General features: G+C 72.3%; 14 protein-coding genes. 5 read left to right on the plus strand and 9 right to left on the minus strand.

Annotated features, from left to right (window positions below):
* Positions 1 to 142 precede the first annotated feature (142 nt).
* The 4 genes from htpX to FHX52_RS23360 all read left to right on the plus strand — a co-directional run bounded on the left by htpX (position 143) and on the right by FHX52_RS23360 (position 4,950).
* Positions 143 to 1,015: a zinc metalloprotease HtpX gene (gene htpX / locus FHX52_RS23345; RefSeq protein WP_141824694.1), complete on the plus strand. Its 873-nt coding sequence runs from the start codon at positions 143 to 145 to the stop codon at positions 1,013 to 1,015.
* A 73-nt stretch (positions 1,016 to 1,088) separates the two neighbouring features.
* On the plus strand, positions 1,089 to 3,587 hold the full coding sequence (gene pepN, locus FHX52_RS23350) for an aminopeptidase N (protein ID WP_141824695.1): 2,499 nt from the start codon (positions 1,089 to 1,091) through the stop codon (positions 3,585 to 3,587).
* Positions 3,588 to 3,592: 5 nt separating this feature from the next.
* On the plus strand, positions 3,593 to 4,432 hold the full coding sequence (locus FHX52_RS23355; protein WP_141824696.1) for a nucleotidyltransferase family protein: 840 nt from the start codon (positions 3,593 to 3,595) through the stop codon (positions 4,430 to 4,432).
* Positions 4,429 to 4,950 (plus strand): GNAT family N-acetyltransferase, encoded by a 522-nt coding sequence (locus FHX52_RS23360; RefSeq protein WP_141824697.1) that lies wholly within the window; start codon positions 4,429 to 4,431, stop codon positions 4,948 to 4,950. The genes FHX52_RS23355 and FHX52_RS23360 overlap by 4 nt, the downstream gene beginning before the upstream one ends.
* 46 nt (positions 4,951 to 4,996) lie before the next feature.
* On the opposite strand, the gene FHX52_RS23365 is transcribed toward FHX52_RS23360, so the two are convergent.
* The 7 genes from FHX52_RS23365 to FHX52_RS23390 form a co-directional block, all read right to left on the minus strand.
* Positions 4,997 to 5,419, minus strand: a complete 423-nt coding sequence (locus FHX52_RS23365) for a VOC family protein (protein WP_141824698.1) — start codon at positions 5,417 to 5,419, stop codon at positions 4,997 to 4,999.
* Positions 5,420 to 5,651: 232 nt separating this feature from the next.
* On the minus strand, positions 5,652 to 7,142 hold the full coding sequence (locus tag FHX52_RS23370) for an SDR family NAD(P)-dependent oxidoreductase (RefSeq protein ID WP_141824869.1): 1,491 nt from the start codon (positions 7,140 to 7,142) through the stop codon (positions 5,652 to 5,654).
* A 330-nt stretch (positions 7,143 to 7,472) separates the two neighbouring features.
* On the minus strand, positions 7,473 to 8,747 hold the full coding sequence (locus FHX52_RS23375) for a S1C family serine protease (RefSeq protein WP_141824699.1): 1,275 nt from the start codon (positions 8,745 to 8,747) through the stop codon (positions 7,473 to 7,475).
* 42 nt (positions 8,748 to 8,789) lie between these two features.
* A complete protein-coding gene (locus tag FHX52_RS23380; protein ID WP_246070356.1) occupies positions 8,790 to 10,343 on the minus strand; it encodes a sensor histidine kinase in 1,554 nt (517 codons plus the stop codon).
* Positions 10,344 to 10,351: 8 nt separating this feature from the next.
* The gene (locus tag FHX52_RS23385) at positions 10,352 to 11,071 is read right to left on the minus strand and encodes a response regulator transcription factor (RefSeq protein ID WP_141824700.1); all 720 of its coding nucleotides are present in this window, start codon (positions 11,069 to 11,071) and stop codon (positions 10,352 to 10,354) included.
* Between the two features lie 59 nt (positions 11,072 to 11,130).
* A complete protein-coding gene (locus FHX52_RS24040) occupies positions 11,131 to 11,307 on the minus strand; it encodes a hypothetical protein (protein ID WP_185747444.1) in 177 nt (58 codons plus the stop codon).
* 90 nt (positions 11,308 to 11,397) lie between these two features.
* On the minus strand, positions 11,398 to 13,050 hold the full coding sequence (locus FHX52_RS23390) for a DNA repair helicase XPB (RefSeq protein WP_141824701.1): 1,653 nt from the start codon (positions 13,048 to 13,050) through the stop codon (positions 11,398 to 11,400).
* Positions 13,051 to 13,120: 70 nt separating this feature from the next.
* Between FHX52_RS23390 and FHX52_RS23395 the strand changes: the two genes are divergently transcribed.
* Entirely contained in the window at positions 13,121 to 14,053 is a 933-nt protein-coding gene (locus FHX52_RS23395; protein WP_141824702.1) for a hydroxymethylglutaryl-CoA lyase, read from the plus strand.
* An 8-nt stretch (positions 14,054 to 14,061) separates the two neighbouring features.
* On the opposite strand, the gene FHX52_RS23400 is transcribed toward FHX52_RS23395, so the two are convergent.
* Together FHX52_RS23400 and FHX52_RS23405 are read right to left on the minus strand one after the other, a co-directional pair.
* Positions 14,062 to 14,451: a DNA polymerase ligase N-terminal domain-containing protein gene (locus tag FHX52_RS23400; protein ID WP_141824703.1), complete on the minus strand. Its 390-nt coding sequence runs from the start codon at positions 14,449 to 14,451 to the stop codon at positions 14,062 to 14,064.
* Positions 14,452 to 14,457: 6 nt separating this feature from the next.
* Positions 14,458 to 16,869, minus strand: a complete 2,412-nt coding sequence (locus tag FHX52_RS23405) for a helicase-associated domain-containing protein (protein ID WP_141824704.1) — start codon at positions 16,867 to 16,869, stop codon at positions 14,458 to 14,460.
* Positions 16,870 to 16,948: the final 79 nt, after the last annotated feature.

Genomic DNA, 16,948 nt, shown 5'->3' on the forward strand with positions numbered 1-16,948 from the left:
ACGGTTCGCGGGCGAGATCTCAGTCACAGCCCGTGCAGGCCTGGGACACAGTGCTGCCACAGTGAGCCTCCAGCCGGCATCCAGCGCGCCTGCGGCGGGCGTCCAGTGGGAACATGCACCCCCACCCGCTCGTTCACCGGCTATGCACAACCACTTCAACGGGCTCAAGACGGCCGCGCTCTTCGGCGGCATCTGGGCCCTCCTGCTCGGCGTCGGAGCCCTCGTCGGTGGTGGCCGCTACATCTGGATCTTCGCCCTCATCGGTGTGGCGACCACCTTCTACGGCTACTGGAACAGCGACAAGCTCGCGATCCGCGCCATGCACGCCTACCCCGTGTCCGAGGCACAGGCGCCGACGATGTACCGAATCGTCCGCGAGCTCTCGACCGCGGCGGGCAAGCCGATGCCGCGCCTCTACATCAGCCCGACGCCGGCCCCCAACGCCTTCGCCACGGGCCGCAACCCGCAGAACGCCGCCGTCTGCTGCACCGAGGGCATCCTCGGCCTGCTCGACGAGCGCGAGCTGCGCGGCGTGCTCGGCCACGAGCTCATGCACGTCTACAACCGCGACATCCTCACGAGCTCGGTCGCGGCCGCCATCGCCGGTGTCATCACCTCGATCGGGCAGATGCTGATGTTCACGAGCATCTTCGGCGGCGGGTCCGACGAGAACCGCCCCAACCCGCTCGCCCTCCTCGCGATGAGCCTGCTGGCGCCTCTTGCTGCCATGACGATCCAGATGGCGATCAGCCGCACCCGCGAGTACGACGCCGACGAGGACGGCGCCCGCCTCACGGGCGACCCGCTCGCCCTCGCCTCGGCCCTGCGCAAGCTCGAGTCCGGGGTCGCGCGAGCGCCGCTCGCGCCCTCGCAGGACGTCGTCAACGCCAGCCACATGATGATCGCGAGCCCGTTCCGGGCGCAGGACGTCACGCGGTTCCTCTCGACGCACCCGCCGATGGACCAGCGCATCGCGCGCCTCGAGAGCATGGCGGGCGGGCAGCTGCCGCGCTGAGCCGGCACGGCGCAGGGTGCCCCGGGAGCAACCCACGCGCCGTCCCTGCCCTCCATCTGGCAGGCTCGCCCCCATGCGCAGTCTCACCCTGGCCGAAGCCCGCGAGCGGGCAGCCCTGCTCACCGTCACGTCGTATGCCGTCGAGCTCGACCTCGACCAAGGCGCGGAGGTCTTCGGCTCGCTCACGACCGTCCGCTTCGCGTGCAGCGCCCCGGGTGCCGACACCTGGGTCGACCTCAAGGCCCGCTCCGTCGAGACGGTCAGCCTCAACGGCGCCGACCTCGACCCCACCGCCGTCGTCGACGGGCGCCTGCCGCTGACCGGCCTCGCGGCCGAGAACGAGCTCGTCGTCGCAGCGACGATGGCCTACAGCCACGACGGCCAGGGCCTGCACCGGGCGACGGACCCCGCCGACCAGCGCGACTACGTCTACGGGCACCTCTTCCTCGACGCCGCGCCGAGTGTCTACGCCTGCTTCGACCAGCCCGACCTCAAGGCTCCCTACGACGTCGTCGTCCGCGCGCCGCTCGAGTGGACCGTCGTCGGCAACGGCGCGGCGACCCGCACCGAGGCCGGCACCTGGCACCTCGCGACGACCAAGCCCCTCGCCACCTACTTCGTGACGGTCTGCGCCGGGCCCTACGTCTCCGTGCACGACGAGCACGACGGCATACCGCTCGGCCTGCACGCGCGGGCGTCGCTGCGTGAGCCGCTGGAGCGGCACGCGGCCGAGATCTTCGACGTGACGAAGCGGTCGTTCGACTACTTCCACGGGCTGTTCGGCATCCGTTACCCGTTCGGGGAGTACCACCAGGTCTTCGTGCCGGAGTTCAACGCCGGAGCGATGGAGAACCCGGGCTGCGTGACGTTCCGCGACCAGTACCTCTACCGCGGGTCGGCCACACGTGACGAGCTGTTGACGCGCGCCAACACGGTGAGCCACGAGATGTCGCACATGTGGTTCGGCGACCTCGTGACGATGAAGTGGTGGGACGACCTCTGGCTCAACGAGTCCTTCGCGGAGTACATGAGCCACCGCTGCCTCGTCGAGGCGACGGAGTATGCCGATGCCTGGGTCGACTCCTCGATCGTGCGCAAGGTCTGGGGCTACGGCGCCGAACGTTCACCCTCGACCCACCCGGTCGCCGGCGTCGAGGCGCTCGATGCCCAGAGCGCGCTGCAGAACTTCGACGGCATCTCCTACGCCAAGGGCGCGGCTGCCCTGCGCCAGCTCATCGCCCACGTCGGCGACGACCAGTTCATCGCCGGGGTGCGGGCCTACCTCACCGACAAGTCGTATGCCAACGGCACCCTCGCGGACTTCCTCGGCGCGATCGAGGCAGCCAGCGGCACCGACCTCGGGGCGTGGTCGCGGGCGTGGCTTCTGACGGCCGACCGCGACACCCTGTCGGTGCGGCTCGAGGAGCAGGGCGGCGTCATCCACTCCGCTGTCGCCGTCCGTGAGACGCCGGCGGACCGACCGGCCGACCGGCCGCACACCTTCGACGTGGCGGGCTGGACCGACGGGGTCGAGGTGGCGCGGGTGACGACGACCGTCACGGCGTCCGAGACCGCGCTCGACGGGTTGCAGGGCGCCCCCGAGCCTGCCGTCGTCGTGCCCAACGCGAGCGACCTCACGTGGGCCCGGGTCCAGCTGTCCGACAGCACCCTCGCCGCCCTGCCGGGCCAGCTCCCGCTCGTGCCGGACCAGCAGGCGCGAGCGGTGGTCTGGAGCGCCCTCATCGACGGCGTGCACGGAGCCACGGTGTCGCCGGACGCCTTCCTCGACGTCGTCGAGGCAGCCTGGCCCAAGGAGACCAACTCCTCGATCCTCACCCGGGTCTCGGCCTACTCCGAGCACCGCATCGTGCCCTACTTCGTGCCGCGGGCGCGTCAGGCCGACTCCCTCGCCCGCCTTGCGGCGAGCGGTCGGGCGCTGCTCGGCACGGCGCCGGCGGGCAGCACCGAGTCGCTCGCCGCCGCCCGACTCGTCGCCGGGGCGAGCGACGACGAGGCCCTGCTGCGCGCGTGGGCCGACGGCGACTCCCTGCCCGACGGACTGCAGGACGACGGCGACTTCCGCTGGATCGTCGTGCGCAACCTCGCCGCCCGCGGACTCGTCGACGTCGCCGGGGTCGAGTCCTACCGGGCCAAGGACGACACGCTCCAAGGCGGTCTCAACGCGCTGATGTGCCGCGCCTCGCTGCCCGACCCGGAGGCCAAGGACTGGGCGTGGCAGCAGCTCACTGGCCGGCACGGCCGGTCGAACTACGAGATGGTGCACCTCGCCCGCGGCTTCTGGAACGCCCCCGACGACGCGCTCGTGGCGGACTACGTGCCCCGCTACTTCACCGACGTGCCGGCCATGGCCGAGTGGGTCGGCGAGGACGCCCTCTCACGCGTCGTGCTCGTCGCCTTCCCGAAGGTCTTCGCCGACGAGACCGCGGGCCTCAGCGCGCGCACCCTCGAGCGAGACGACCTCACGCCGGCCGTGCGCCGCTCGCTCGTCGACGCAGACGCGGAGCTGCGCGAGGCCCTCGCGTCGCGGGCGACCTTCGGCGCCGCCGTCTGATGGTCGTGACCGCGCCCGGCCGCGACGAGCTGCCCGAGGTCGTGCAGAGCGTGACCGCGGCCCATGCCGAGCTCCTCGGGCAGCGGCTGCCCGGGCTGCTCGAGGGTCTGCACCTGCACGGCTCGATCGGTTTCGGTGGCGAGTTCGTCGCCGGGAGCGACATCGACTTCGTCGCGGTCGTGAGCCGGCGCCCCACCGAGGACGAGATCGAGGCGCTGCGACAGGTGCACGCAGAGCTCGAACGGCGGTGGCCGGAGCCTGCCTACGACGGCTTCTACCTGCTCGAGACCGACCTCGCCGGCCGCCCCCAGGATGTGCCCGAGGGGCCGGGCGTGCTGCACCAGTGGTTCGACGTCGGCACCCACGCAGACGTCACGGACATCACCTGGCGAGAGCTGCGCGACCACGGGATCACGTTGTGCGGCAAGGAGCTTCGTGATCTCGAGATCTGGAGCGACGATGTCGCACTGCACCGCGCGACGCGCGAGAACCTCGACACGTACTGGCGGATGCAGCTTGAGGCGATGCACCACCACCCGCGCGAGGCGTCGCTGCCGCAGGCGGCCGAGTGGGGCGGGCTGGGCGCGCCCCGGCTCGTGCACCTGCTCGTCACGGGGCACCCGACGTCCAAGTCGGGTGCCGGCCGCTGGGCGATCAAGGCCTACCCCCAGCACCGCGAGCTCGTCGAGGAGGCGCTGCGCGTGCGGGAGCGTCCCGACGACCCGTCGACGTATGCCGCCGAGCCCGACCGTCGTCGCCGTGACCTCATCGCCCTGATGACGGAGGTCATCGCCGACGGCGTCGCGCTGACCGACCCGCCGGCGGATGGCGCGCGGGTCCCGTGACGGAGGCCGGCTCCTGGGTCATCGAGCTCGCCGACGTGAACAACCCGGCGTGCGAGGCGCTCCTGCACGACTACTACGTCGAGGTGAGCGACCGCTACTACCGGCTGCGCGAGGGGCGGGACTCCACTCCGGAGGAGATCGAGACCGGCTTCCCACAGATGCGCAGCGACGACCTCGCGCCGCCGACGGGTGAGTTCATCGTGGCCCGCCGTGCCGACGACGAGACCGCCCTCGTCGGCTGCGTCGGTCTCCGGCGCCTCCGCGACGACACCGGTGCGCGAGTTGCGGAGCTGCGACGGCTCTACGTCCGACCCGAGCTGCGGCGGGCGGGGCTCGGCGGCAGCCTGCTGCTCTGCGTCGAGGATGTCGCCCGGGTGTGGGGCGTTACGGCGATGCGGCTCGACACGAGGCTCGACCTCGAGGAGGCGCGCGCTCTCTACCTGCGCCACGGGTGGGTCGAGGTGCCACCCTTCTCCGACGCGTTCTACGCCGAGGTCTGGTACGCCAAGGACCTGTGAAGCCGCCAGCCGCAGGCAGGGACGGGACCTGCAGACGGGCCGGGCGTCACGCGGGCGGGTCGAAGGCCGCGTCGAAGGCCGTCGTGTGGCGAGGTTCGTAGAGCATGATCTCGTCCGCCCCCGGCACCTCGAGCATGACGCAGAGCCCGAAGCCCCGGTCGACGGGCTCCGCGGCGAACGTGGCTCCGCGAGAAGCGAGCTCTGCCATCGTCGAGACGATGTCGTCACACATCAACGACATCGCATGGTGCCGCGGAGCGGTCCACCCGGAGCCCTCGGGTCCGCGCGTGGGGTGGACGCCGACCTCGCTCGGACCGGTGCCGAAGATGAGCCACGCCTCAGCGCCGGCGGCCTCACCCTGGGTGGAGCCGCCGTCGGCGACGAAGGGCCACCGCAGCACGTCGCGGAAGAACGCGCGCGTGGCCGCGGCGTCGTCGGAGTAGATGAGGTTGTGAACGGCGGTGATCATGACTGGACGCTACGCCGCACGCGTGGGCAACGGCATACGACGGGCAACGGCATACGACGGGCAACGGCATACGCCCGCGCGTCGGAGACCTCTGGCTCTCCTCTGTGTTGAGTCGCGGACTGACGCAGTTCGCAGCCCACGCGCGGCGGGACTGGGGGGTGGCTGCAGCTGAGTCGCGGGCTGACGCAACGCAGAGGAAGCGCGCGACAGGTCTGGGATGGCCCGGGTCGGGTCACCAGGGGCTGGGCTCGTAGTCCTTGACGAAGCAGCCGTAGAGGTCATCGCCGGCCTCCCCGCGGACGATGGGGTCGTAGACGCGAGCGGCTCCGTCGACGAGGTCGAGGGGCGCGTGCCAGCCCTCGGCGGCGATCCGCAGCTTCTCGTCGTGCGGACGCTCGTCGGTGATCCAGCCGGTGTCGACGGCCGTCATGAGGATGCGGTCGGACTCGAACATCTCGCCCGCGCTCGTCCGGGTCAGCATGTTGAGGGCGGCCTTGGCCATGTTGGTGTGCGGGTGGCCGGGGCCCTTGTAGCGCCGCGAGAACTGGCCCTCCATCGCCGAGACGTTGACGACATAGGCACGCCGAGCCCCCGCCGCCACCGCCGCTCGCATGGCCGGCCGCAGCTGGGAGACGAGGATGAACGGCGCCGTCGAGTTGCACAGCTGCACCTCGAGCAGCTCTAGCGGGTCGACCTCCTCGACCTTCTGCGTCCACGAGTTCGTGCGCTGGAGGTCCGGCAGCAGGCCGCCCGCGTCGACAGCGGTTCCGGCGCGGTGTGCCTCGAGGCTCGCGTTGCCGGCCGAGAGCGCAAGCGCCGTCATGGACGCCGCGGTCTGGGCCGCGACGGCGTGCTCGACCGACTCGCCGTCGTGGTGCGCCACGGCGTGGGTCTCGAGCGCGCCCGCGATCGAGGCGGGGTGCGCCTCGCTGATCCGGTCGAAGGTCACCATCTCGGGCAGGGCCACACCGTCGGGCAACGGGGCGGACTCGAGCTCGACGAGGTTGCTGTAGGCGCCGGGGGAGCGGCGCACCGTCTGGGCCGCGTTGTTGATGAGGATGTCGAGCGGGCCGGCGGCGCTCACCTCGTCGGCGAGGGCGACGACCTGGGTGGGGTCGCGCAGGTCGATGCCGACGATCTTGAGCCGGTGGATCCAGTCGGCGCTGTCGTCCATCGCCGAGAAGCGGCGCATCGCGTCCTTGGGGAAGCGGGTCGTGATCGTCGTGTGTGCCCCGTCGCGGAGCAGCCGCAGGGCGATGTACATGCCGATCTTGGCCCGGCCGCCGGTGAGAAGCGCGCGCTTGCCGGTGAGGTCGGTGCGCTGGTCACGCTTGGCGTGCGACCGGGCCGCGCAGTCCGGGCAGAGCCAGTGGTAGAACGCGTCGACGAGCGTGTAGTCGGCCTTGCAGATGTAGCACCCGCGGGCGTTGACGAGCTCGCCGGCGTAGGCGCCCTTCGCGTTCGAGACGAGCGGTATGCCGCGGGTCTCGTCGTCGATGCGCATCGGCGACCCCGTGGCGGTCGACTCGATGACCTGGCGGTCAGCCTTGCGCTCGGCCCACGTCTTCGCGTTGCGCCGGTCCTTCTTCAGCCGCTTGTAGAGCAGGGACGCCGCGCGCTTCAAGGTCTCGAAGTCCGGGTCGTCGATGTCGAGCCGCGGAGCGAGGTCGAGCACGCGCACCGCGGTGGCGACGTCGGCCGGGTCGAGGCGCGGGGTCGCCATCGGGTCGAGCGGGGTGTCGAACGTCGGGTCGAGCGTCGGGTCGTCCACGGGGTCGAGCGTCGGGTCCAGCACGGGGTCGTGCACGGGGCCGGTCTCCTGCGGGTCACTCACCGGGAGAGCGTACGCGGTCGCAGGCTCCGGCCCCGAACGCGCGAACGCCGCCGCCACACGCTCGCTCGGGACGAGGGGTGGCGGCGGCGCGGTCGCGGCGGTTGCAGCTGCCGCGAGCGGCCTGCGGTCCGGGATGCCGCACAGGGGATTCGGCACCCCGGACGCAGGAGTCCGGTCGGTTGACGGTCAGTCGGTGGTCAGACGGTCGTCAGACGGTCGTCAGTTGGAGGTGGCGGGCTTGACCGCGAGGGTGACCTGCACGTCCTGGCGGACGCCGTCGCGGATCAGGGTGACCGTCGCCTTGTCTCCGGCCGTCATGGCCCGGATCTGGGCGACGAGGGCCGTCGAGGAGTCGACCGGCTGGCCGTTGACGGCGATGATGACGTCACCGGTCTTGATGCCGGCGTTGGCGGCCGGCGTGCCGCTGTTGACCGCCGCGACCTGGGCCCCGGCGCGCTGGGCGGAGCCGTCCTTGACCGTCGTGTCCTTGGCGCTGACACCGAGGAAGGCGTGCTCGGCCTGCCCGGTCTTGATCAGCTGCTGCGAGATCGATTTGGCCTCCTTGACGGGGATCGCGAAGCCGATGCCGATGTTGCCGCCCTGGGTGCCCTGCGCCGCGCCCAGCGAGGCGATGGCGCTGTTGATGCCGACGAGCTCGCCCTTGGCGTTGACGAGGGCGCCACCGGAGTTGCCGGGGTTGATCGCGGCCGAGGTCTGGATGGCGTTGGTCACGACGCTGTCGCTCGAGGTCGAGCCGTTGGGCGAGGGGCTGGCCTCGCTCGTGCTGACCGGTCGGTTGAGGGCCGACACGATGCCCGTGGTGACGGTGCCGGAGAGGCCGAGCGGGTTGCCGACGGCCATGACCGGGTCGCCGACCTTGAGGATCGAGCTGTCGCCGAGGCTGATCGGCGTGAGGTCGCTCGGGGCCGAGGTCAGCTTGATGACGGCGAGGTCGGTCGACGGGTCGGTGCCGACGATGGTGGCGCCGTAGGTGCGCCCGTCGGCGAGGGTGACGCTGATCGCACCGTTGCCCGTGGCGTCGCCGACGACGTGGTTGTTGGTCAGCACGTGACCGTTGGTGTCGAGGATGACGCCGGAGCCCGCGCCGGAGCCCTGCTGCGTCGTCACGTCGATGCTGACGACGCTGGGCGAGACGGCCTTGGCGACGGCGGTCCAGTCGGGAGCCGTGGCGCTGCCCTGGATGACGGTGGGTGACGAGCCCTGGTTCTGGGTCGTCGTCGAGGCCGTCGTGGTCGCGGTGGGGTTCTCGGTGAGCTGCGTGACGGCATACGTGCCGCCGCTGGCGAGGACCGCGGCGAGCAGGGCCACGCCGGCGGTCCCGGCGAAGCCGCGGCGCTCGCGACGCGGGGGCTCCTGCTTCTGGAAGCTCTGCCCGGCGGGCGGCGTCGGGGGAGCAGGTGGCATGGGCGCGCCCTGCTGGTAGTACTCGGCAGCAGTCGGGATCTGCTGCGTGGGTTCCGTTGCCATGCTCATGGCTGCTCCTCCTGCTGTGGGTCTTCCGGGCTCTTGCATCCATCACACCCGGGGAGCTTTTGACAGCGATGTGGCCTTCCTATGAACTGACTGTGCAGCCTGCGGGAGGGGCGTGCCGTTGTCGGACGGCGCCGGCTGGACCGGTAGCTCGACGATGATCGTCGCGCCGCCACCCGGGGTGTCGTCGACCCGGACGTCGCCGCCGTGCGAGGCCACGATGGCCTCGACGATGGCGAGGCCCAGCCCGCTGCCGCCGCCGCCCTTGCGGCTGCGCGACCAGTCGGCGCGGTAGAAGCGCTCGAAGACGTTCTGCCGGTCGGCCGCGGGGATGCCGGGGCCGTGGTCGCGCACGTGCAGCGCCACCCGGGCGGGGGAGCTGCCCGGGACCGGGCCGACGAGGATCTCGACCGGGGTGCCCGCCGGGGTGTGCACCCGGGCATTGGTGACGAGGTTGGTGACGACCTGCCGCAGCTGCCGCTCGTCGGCGATGAGCTCGGTCGGCTCGATCGGTCCCCGGATGCCGGTCGCCGTGAACGGGCGGTTCGCGTCGATGGTGCGGGCGTCCTGGGCTGCGTCGGCGGCGAGGACGGCGAGGTCTACGGTCTGCAGCTCGAGCGGGCGCTCACCGTCGAGGCGGGCCAGGGTGAGGAGGTCCTCGACGAGGCCGCTCATCCGGTGGCTCTCGCTCTCGATGCGGCCCATCGCCCCGGCCACGGCCTCGGACGAGGGCAGCGCGCCCTGGCGGTAGAGCTCGGCGTAGCCGCTGACGGCGGCGAGCGGGGTGCGCAGCTCGTGCGAGGCATCGGCGATGAAGCGGCGCATCCGTGCCTCGTTGGCCTGACGCACCGTGAAGCTGTGCTCGATCCGGGCCAGCATCTGGTTGAGCGATCGAGAGAGCGAGGCGACCTCGTCGTCGGTCTCCGGCACGTCGACGCGGCGGGTGAGGTCACCGGCGGCGATGCCGGCGGCGGTGTCCTCGATGCGCGTGAGCGGCCGGAAGGTGCGACCGATGAGGAACCAGCCCAGCGCGGCGCAGGCGAGCAGGGCGATGGCGCCGATGGCCGCGGCATACCAGAGGAACTGGGTCACGGTGCGGTCGAGCTGGCGCAGCGGCAGCGCGACGACCTGGATGTGCTTGTGCGCGGAGTCGAGCTGGGCGAGGGCGAGCCACTGGCCGTCGCCGCCCTGCGAGCCGACCGTGAACGTCGTGCCGCTCTTGACGCGCGGGTCGGACGCCGTGAGCGAGGGGATGGCGGCCGGGTGCGGCTCGACGAGAGCCTCGCCGATCGACTCGACGGTGCCGTCCTCGAGGTGGATGGTGCGCACGGTGAAGCCCGTGGGCAGGCGCGGCTTGACGTTGCCGAGCTCGGTCGTCTCGTCGCTCGTGATGCTGGCGATGCTCGCGGCATACACCTTGAGCTCCTGCTCCGTCTGGCCCATGAGGTAGCGCGTGAGCAGCACGGAGACGACGAGGGTCGTCAGCGCGAGCGCGACGGCGATGAGGCCGAGGGCCACGCCGAGCAGGCGCCACCGCAGGGGCAGCGCCCGCATCCGGCGGGGGAGGGCGCGCACCCCTCGCGTGCTCGTCGACGCCACGGCGCCGCTCAGACGGTGGTCAGCTCGGGCGGCACCCGCAGAACGTAGCCCACGCCACGCTTCGTGTGGATGAGCGAGGGCCCGTCGGCGTCGATCTTGCGCCGCAGGTAGGAGATGTAGGACTCGACGATGCCGGACTCGCCGCGGAAGTCGTAGTCCCAGACGTGGTCGAGGATCTGCAGCTTGGACAGCACCCGGTTGGGGTTGAGCAGCAGGTAGCGCAGCAGCTTGAACTCCGTCGGCGACAGGTCGATGACCCGGCCGCCCCGGCGCACCTCGTGCGAGTCCTCGTTGAGCTCGAGGTCGTGGAAGCGCAGCGTCGAACCCTCGTCGGCGCCGCCGCGGGTGCGGCGCAGGACGGCCCGGATGCGTGCGATGACCTCTTCGAGGCTGAAGGGCTTGGTCACGTAGTCGTCGCCGCCGACCGTGAGGCCGGCGATCTTGTCGCCCGTGGCGTCGCGCGCCGTGACGAAGACGATGGGCTGCTGACGACCGCGGTCGCGCAGCCGACGGGTCACCTCGAAGCCGTCGACGTCGGGGAGCATGACGTCGAGCACGACGAGGTCGGGCTCGCCCTCCTCGGCGAGGGCCAGGGCGGTGGCGCCGTCACCGGCGGTCTCCACCTCGAAGCCGGCGAACCGGAGCGAGGTTGCGAGCAGCTCGCGAATGTTGGGCTCGTCCTCGACGACGAGCAGCCGTGCCTCTGGGGCGGGCGTCTGGGTCTCCACGTCGTCAGTCTCCGCAAGTTTGCTGGGAGATTCCTGAGAACGTGAGCGACGAGACTCGGTCAGCGCTTGCGCGCCTTGTCGAGCACCTTCTGGAAGTCCTTCTTGCACATCGACCCGCAGTCCTGCTTGCCGAGTCGGTGGAGGACCACGGGGCACTTGACGCACCTCGTGCTCTTCTTGCAGCACTTCGACTTCGGCTTGATGCGGCCGATGTCCTTCGCCTTGAGCTTGCCCACGGCGACGATGCTAATTAGGTAAGGCTGTCCTGACCTAATCGCGTCGCAGGGTGAGACAGCGGTCGCGGTCGCCCGCTCGCGGCTCCGCGCTCAGAGGTCGTCGGCGTCGACGATCCGGTAGGCGTAGCCCTGCTCGGCGAGGAAGCGCTGGCGGTGCGCGGCGAAGTCCGCGTCGACCGTGTCGCGCGAGACGATCGTGTAGAAGTGCGCCGTGCGCCCGTCGCCCTTGGGGCGCAGCACGCGTCCGAGGCGCTGCGCCTCCTCCTGCCGCGAGCCGAAGGTGCCGCTGATCTGGATCGCGACGCTCGCCTCGGGCAGGTCGATGGAGAAGTTCGCGACCTTGCTGACGACGAGCGTCGTGATCTCGCCGGTGCGGAACGCGTCGTAGAGCCGCTGGCGCTCGCGCACCGTCGTCTCGCCGGTGATGACGTCGGCGCCGAGGCGCTCGGCCACCTCGTGCAGCTGGTCGAGGTACTGCCCGATGACGAGCGTCGGCTCCCCGGTATGCCGCAGGGCGAGCTTCTCGATGACCGGCAGCTTCGCGTCGGAGCACGACGCGAGGCGGTAGCGCTCCTCGGGCTCGCTCACGGCATACGCGAGGCGTTGGCCCTCGGGGAGGCTGACCCGCACCTCGACGCAGTCGGCGGGAGCGATGTAGCCCTGCGCCTCGATGTCCTTCCACGGGGCGTCGAAGCGCTTGGGGCCGATGAGGCTGAAGACGTCGGCCTCGCGGCCGTCCTCGCGCACGAGGGTCGCGGTGAGGCCGAGCCGGCGGCGCGCCTGCAGGTCTGCGGTCATGCGGAAGATCGGCGCGGGCAGGAGGTGCACCTCGTCGTAGACGACGAGGCCCCAGTCGCGCGCGTCGAGCAGGTCGAGGTGGGTGTAGACGCCCTTCCGCCGGGTCGTCAGCACCTGGTAGGTCGCGATGGTGACGGGGCGGATCTCCTTGCGGGCGCCGGAGTACTCGCCGATCTCGTCCTCGGTCAGGGTGGTGCGCTTCAGCAGCTCGTCCTTCCACTGCCGCGCGCTCACGGTGTTGGTGACGAGGATGAGGGTCGTCGCCTTGGCCGCCGCCATCGCGCCGGCGCCCACGAGGGTCTTGCCGGCGCCGCAGGGCAGCACGACGACGCCGGAGCCGCCGTGCCAGAAGCCGTCGACGGCGTGCTGCTGGTAGGGCCGCAGGTGCCAGCCGTCCTGCTGGAGGTCGATGGGGTGCGCCTCGCCGTCGACGTAGCCGGCGAGGTCCTCCGCTGGCCAGCCGACCTTGAGCAGCTCCTGCTTGAGCGTGCCGCGCTCGCTCGGGTGCACGACGACGGCAAGGTCGTCGAGTCGCTCGCCGACGAGGGGGCGGATCTTCTTGTGCCGCAGGACCTCTTCGAGCACGGGGCGGTCGGTGGTGCGCAGCACGAGGCGGGTGCCCTCGGCGGAGTCCGCGAGGCCCTCCTTCTCGAGGGTGAGCCGTCCGTAACGGTCCATCGTGTCGGCCACGTCGACGAGCAGGGCGTGCGGGACGGCATACCTGCTGTGGGTCATGAGGGCGTCGACGACCTGCTCGGCGTCGTGCCCGGCGGCGCGCGCGTTCCACAGGCCGAGCGGCGTGATCCGGTAGGTGTGGACGTGCTCGGGGGCGCGCTCGAGCTCGGCGAACGGCGCGATGGCGCGGCGTGCGGCCTCGGCCTTCGGGTGGTCGACCTCGAGGAGGAGGGTCTTGTCGCTCTGGACGATCAGGGGTCCGTCATTCATCGACTCGTCCAACCGTGCGAGGCGTGCGGGTGTTCCCGAGGGGCGAGGTCACGCCTGACAGTATGGGTGCATGCGATCCCCACAGGTGGAGGCGGCGACGGGGCTGCCCCCGAAGGTGACGATCTACGAGGTCGGTCCGCGCGACGGGCTGCAGAACGAGAAGACGATCGTGCCGGCCGCGACGAAGGTCGAGTTCATCCGGCGGCTCGAGGCGGCGGGGCTCGGCACGATCGAGACGACGTCGTTCGTGCCGGCGAGGTGGGTGCCGCAGATGGGCGACGCCGAGGACGTGCTGGCCGGTCTGGGGCCTGACGGGCTGGGCCGCCGGCGACCCGCTCTCGTGCCCAACGAGCGCGGGCTCGACCGCGCGCAGGAGCTGGGCGTGCAGGCGATCGCGATCTTCGGCTCGGCCACCGAGACCTTCGCGCAGAAGAACCTCAACCGGTCGGTGACCGAGCAGTTCGCGATGTTCGCGCCGGTCGTGGAGCGCGCGCTCGCGGGCGGCATGTGGGTGCGTGCCTACGTCTCGATGTGCTTCGGCGACCCGTGGGAGGGGCCGGTGCCGGTCGATCAGGTCGTCGACACGGCCGAGCAGCTCATGGACCTCGGCTGCCACGAGCTGAGCCTCGGCGACACGATCGGCGTCGGCACGACCGGGCACGTGCACCGGCTTCTCGAGGCGCTCGGCGCGCGCGGCATCGGCACCGACCGTGTCGCCGTGCACTTCCACGACACCTACGGCCAGGCGCTCGCCAACACGATGGCGGCCCTGCGCGACGGGGTGTCGGTCGTCGACGCGGCGGCCGGCGGGCTCGGCGGCTGCCCCTACGCGAAGTCGGCCACCGGCAACCTCGCCACCGAGGACCTCGTCTGGGCCCTGCACGGTGCGGGCGTCGAGACCGGGGTCGACCTCGACGCGCTCGTCGAGACGTCGGTCTGGATGGCCGGCCAGCTCGGCCGCCCGTCGCCGAGCAACGTCGTGCGTGCCCTCGCCGGCGCCTGACCCGCTCGTCAGCCGGAGGGCTGGTCCTTGGTCAGGTGCAGCAGCCAGTCGCGGTCGGTGCGGATCAGCGCGTAGCGCCGCGAGCCGGTGCGGCCGTGGAGCACGAGGACGACCCGGTGGTCGTCGCGCGACTCCTCCTCCCACCAGCCGGTGTCGGCGATCGACTTGTGCTCGTCGGTGAAGCCGAGGTGGTCCATCGCGTGGTCGTCGACCGCGACGGCGAGGCGGTCGTGGCGGCTCGACGTCGGCAGCCCCTTGGGCACCGCCCACGAGCGCAGCACGCCGTCCTCCTCGAGCCGCAGGTCGAAGTGGGGCCGCGGCTTGCGGTGGTCGTGGAGGACGTATGCCGGCCGGTGGCCCCCGCGCCCGAGCTCGCCGTCGTCTCTTCCCGGTGCCACCGTCGCTCAGCCCTCGAGCGTGGCGCCGGTGATGCGGTGGACCGAGAAGGTGCGCTCGTGTCCGGCGTCGTCCTTGGCCCAGACCCGGCCACCCTCGACCCGCTCGGGGTGGATGAGGTGCCGCGTCGTGATGCCCACCTGGTCGGACAGCCCGATCCACACGCCGTGGTGCTCGGCGACGGCGTCACGCAGCAGGGCGAGCGTGACGACGGGGTCGGTCGCGGGGATGCTCGGCCCGGAGCGCTGGTCGTGCTCGGCGCGCCGGTCGGCGGCGGTCGCCTCTGCCGCGCGGAGCGACTCCACGAGGCCGCGCGTCGTCTCGAGGTCGACCGGTGACACGACGGGTGCGGGCCCGCGACGCCGCGTGCCTGCCCGCCGCTTGGGGGCCTCGGCGTGCACGACGGTGCCGTCGCGGCCCTCGTGCACCGGTGCGAAACCATGCTCGCGGAGCAGGTCGATGAGCACTCGTGGGTCGGCCGACGACACGAGCACCGTCGGCGCGAGCCGCCGCAGCTGCAGCGCGGCGAGGTCGCGCGAGGCGAGCATCGTGTCGAGCACCGCCTCGTCGTCGGAGCGGATGTATGCCGCCGCGCCGCCGATGCGCGTCTGCCCGTGCCGCCGCGCGACGTCCGACACGAGGTACTCGAGCGGCTGGGGCACGGGCGTCCGGCTCGACCGGCGCACGGTCTCGATCACCTCCGCCGAGGTCCAGCCGGCGTCGAGCGCGCGGCGCACCGACTCGGGGGTGAAGCGGTAGACGGTCGCGCCACCACGCGACTCGACGTCGGCCGCGAGGCGCATGAAGGCCCCGAGCGACCCGATGAGGGGCCCGGGCGCGACGGCGGTGAGGTCGGCCTGCACGAGCACGTGGTCGACGGGGGCCGGCAGGTGCGCTGACATCGCGGCTGCCACCGCGTGGAGGGCCTCCCCGCGCGTCTGCCCGTTCGAGGTGATCGCGCCACCGACGGTGCTGCCGCCATCACCTCGACGCGCGACCGGCCCCCCGCGGTTCGAGGTGATGCCGCCACCGACAGTGCCCCCGCGATCACCTCGAATCGGGGACGGGGTGGCGGGGAAGGCGGTGTCGACGAGCGCTCGGCCTGCCTCCGAGAGGGCGCCGCGACCGGTGACGCCGAGCCACTCCGCCTCGCGCAGCACCGCCTCGACGGCCTCGCCGAGCACCGCGGCCGACCGGCTCGGGCGGCGCCAGGCGAGCCGGTCGCGCAGCGAGCTGGCGTCGGGCGCCTGCCCCGGGTCGAGCGTGGCCAGCTCGCGCAGGACGTCGCGACGCACGCCGCGGATCGCGGGCCACTGCACGTCGGGCCCGAGCACGTTGGCCGGGCCGGTGCCGGTGGAGCGCCGACCGACGAGGTGCGGTGCCCGCGTCGAGCCGGCCCAGGCGAGGGCGAGCGTCGCCCAGCGCTCCCCGGCGTCGACCGAGGGCCAGTCGTCGATCTCGGCCGTGGGGGCCCAGACGGGCACGATCTCGCCGTCGTCGGCGACGAGCCCGGCGGCATACGCCACCTCGACGACGAAGGCGGTGCGCTCGGCCGTGACGTCGAGCCGCTGCTGCGTGAGGCGCAGGTCGCGCACCGCGACGCCGCCGGCGCGCAGCACGCGAGGCGGGTCGGCGCCCCACATCGCGGCGAGCTCGTCGACCTGCGTCAGCAGCTCGCTGGCCGAGCCACCGGCCGCTGCGTCGACGAGCGAGGCGCCCCGCGAGTCGAGGGCGGGCGGCTCGAGCTCCGGTGTGCGGTGCAGCCGCCCCTCGCGGAGCACGAGGCCGACCTCGCGCGGCAGCGCCACGCGGTCGACCGACACGGGCAGCAGGAGGTGGTGCTCGATGAGCCAGCGGGCCGTGGTGCGCCCGGCGGAGCCGGTCGGCAGCACACCGAGGGCGGGCCCCCACGTCATCTTCTCGAGCATCGCCCGGGAGTCGTCGGGGGCCTCGGCGAGCGTCGCCCGCAGCTCCTCGGCGGTCGGCACGCGCGAGGCGAGGTCGGGCCGCAGCTCGGCCAGCGGCGCCCCGAGGCCGGAGATGGACGAGCCGAAGACCTCGGGCACGGTGCGCACGACGTGCTCGCCGTCGCCGGCCCGCCAGACGAGCGCGGCGGTCCACAGGTCGCCGAGGTGCGAGGCGACGACGGCCTCGTCGGCCCCGCCGAGCAGCGTCGCGAGGTCGGTCACCGAGGCGCCGTCGCCCGCGACGACGAGCGCCTCGAGCACCTGCAGGTGGCCGCGGTCGAGCGCCTCGACCGCCCGCTGGACGCTGGCCCTCGTGCCCGCGCGCGCGGCGAGGCTCGTGAGGTCAGCCGGCGAGGGCCTCGCGAGGTCGGGGCGGGCGAGCACGAGGTCGACGAGCTGCGCGTCGGTGCGCGCGCGGATGTCGTCGGCCCGGCTGCGGCTCGAGGTGGCCATCCCTCCAACCTACTGGCCCCGGCGCGACGCGCCGTGCCTGAATGCTGTCGTGGCCCTGCCGCGTGCAGCGACGGCCGAT

The sequence above is a fragment of the Humibacillus xanthopallidus genome (assembly GCF_006717145.1).
Classification (GTDB): Bacteria; Actinomycetota; Actinomycetes; order Actinomycetales; family Dermatophilaceae; genus Humibacillus; species Humibacillus xanthopallidus.